Source organism: Prevotella sp. AM42-24, assembly GCF_003461825.1.
Lineage (GTDB): Bacteria > Bacteroidota > Bacteroidia > Bacteroidales > Bacteroidaceae > Prevotella > Prevotella hominis.
In genome coordinates this window covers 1-1,388 of record NZ_QTXV01000159.1, presented here as the reverse complement: position 1 = coordinate 1,388, position 1,388 = coordinate 1, and the positions used below count along the sequence as shown (strand labels likewise).

At 48.1% G+C, this 1,388-nt stretch carries 1 protein-coding gene and 1 pseudogene; both read right to left on the bottom strand.

All coding sequences use genetic code 11. The features are described 5' to 3' along the window. The coding region (locus DW917_RS16860) for a hypothetical protein (protein ID WP_147344257.1) at positions 1-221 on the bottom strand (221 nt) is incomplete at its 3' end. An 18-nt stretch (positions 222-239) separates the two neighbouring features. Further along, a pseudogene (locus DW917_RS17470) lies at positions 240-1,388 on the bottom strand (hypothetical protein); the annotation flags it as partial.

The following is a 1,388-nucleotide window of genomic DNA, read 5'->3' as shown; positions in this document are numbered from 1 at the left end:
ACGATAGCATTGGCCAACTCTCCAACGAAAGCATAATCGCCCTTGTCTGGATTTGGATAGGTAGCCTTCAGCTCAGCCTCATTGGTGAAGAGGTATTTGCGCTTGTTGGTCTGCTCCAGCTCCGTGATGGCCGTGAGTATCAATCCGAAATTCTCGTTGACGGCATCGACCACCTTTCCGAAGGTCGTGCCAGAAGAGGGGACTTTGTTTAAATTATCCATATCTTAATTATTTTTCATTTATTTCCAATTCAAGTCTGTCTCACCCGTCCAGAACACTCCTTTGCCAATCAGGTTGGATGGAGGTTCTGGGTTAAGGAAGGATGGGGATATGTATATGCAATTCACACTTGCGCCACCCTTTAGTTCATGCCAGCCTCCGATGTCGCAAAAATGTATGGTCTGATTGTCGTTTCCGTTAATAACTCGCCACTCCTTGCCATTTCCCATACCCTCGAATGAATAATAGTAGTCTGACGTATTATTGAAAAGTATTACGTCTATCGGCATACCTGAGGTGTCGTCTTTGTTACCAGGCGCATAGAGCGGTATTTTATAATAAGTGTTGCCGCTTGCATTCGTTTCCTGCTCCAGCACGCACAGGACTGGGTCCTTATCCGTGCCCCTTGTAAAAACTTGCATTAAATCCTCTTGGATCATTGCCATCGTCCTGGATCTATGCCCAAGCATTCCTCTGCACCACACGTCTGATGTGTAAAATCTGTTACTGCGGTCTTCCTTGTTATTGTAGCCCTGGCTATACATATCACCATCAAACCACATCTTCCCATCGCTTCCAAATGCAATGCTTCCCACGATATTGCCTTTTTCATCGACACAATTGAGCCTCTTGAAGCTTCCGATCACGCCAGCCATCTTGCCACCGAACTCACTATCACCCTTAAACTTGGCGTTGCCCTGCTCATCGATGGAGAAGTTGCCGTTTGGTGAGCGGACGGACTGAAGCACACCGCCCTTGGCATAGATATATCCATGGAGGATGATATCATTGAGGATGGCACGACCGCCATGGGTAAGCACAAAGCTGCACATGTTCTTCAACTCCTCATCGGTAGCCATATATCCTGGATCATAGATATACTTGCCGATGGTGTAGAATGCTTCCTGCATATCACCACCTCCCCAGATGAAGGGTGAATTCCTGGTTGCAGCGTATCCGCTTATGCCTCCTGTCTCCTTGACCATCTTGCCGTTGCGGTATTGGCCCACGCGAATGTCCTGCGTCATGACAAGACCGCCATTGACGGTAGTCTTAGCCTCCGTGATTGCAGCAGTGAGGTATTGTAAAGCCCCGAAGCTTGCCAGCGTTTTGTCTTGATCATCAAAGGCGGTCTGCCACTGTACTGGCAGGTTGCCCTGGTTAAGTGT